General features: G+C 48.7%; 1 protein-coding gene. It reads right to left on the bottom strand.

Translation table 11 applies throughout. From position 1 onward, the window contains the following. On the bottom strand, window positions 1-599 hold a 599-nt coding region (locus DXD25_RS16880; RefSeq protein ID WP_158556371.1), incomplete at both ends, for a hypothetical protein.

Raw genomic sequence — 599 nt, 5'->3', positions numbered from 1 at the left:
ACACGGAAATAGATTCTGTCACCACGCTTGACGGCAACAGATGATACGGCTGCGCTGTATGGACTGTTGTCACCCTTGGCTATCGTCTTGTTCCAAAGTTCATTGCCTCCCTTTTGGATGGCAATTCTTACGCCGTCTGCCTTCTGATACTCGTCAGCATCATAGTCATCTGTTGGTGCAATGAGGCTTACTTGACCAGTTACGCTGACAGTTCCGTCCTTAGGAGCCTGCCATACACGCACAATATCCTCCATCGGTGAGTTCTTGATGGCTTCCGCCTGCTCATCCTTACTGACCTCCATGACAGAAATGTCAACCTTGCCACCATAGATGATTGGGCTTGGCGTGTCGGCACTGCTCAATGTAAACGTAGGCACGGCATTGCCAGACTGATCAAACTCCAAATGGTTGAAATATACCTTGCCATTGGAAACGAGGTCAACAAGTCCGTCACCGTTGATGTCGCTGAAATACTGAGTGGTCTTTGTCTTAGTGGTTGACTTGTCCGTTCCGACAACGGCAGTCAGAACATTCCAACCGACAACGGCTTTCGCACCGAAAGAGTTCGTAGAACTTTTGGTTGTCGAGAAGTTACTGAT

The sequence above is a fragment of the Prevotella sp. TF12-30 genome, from assembly GCF_003436715.1.
Lineage (GTDB): Bacteria > Bacteroidota > Bacteroidia > Bacteroidales > Bacteroidaceae > Prevotella > Prevotella copri_A.
This window is presented reverse-complemented; position numbering and strand designations above follow the sequence as displayed.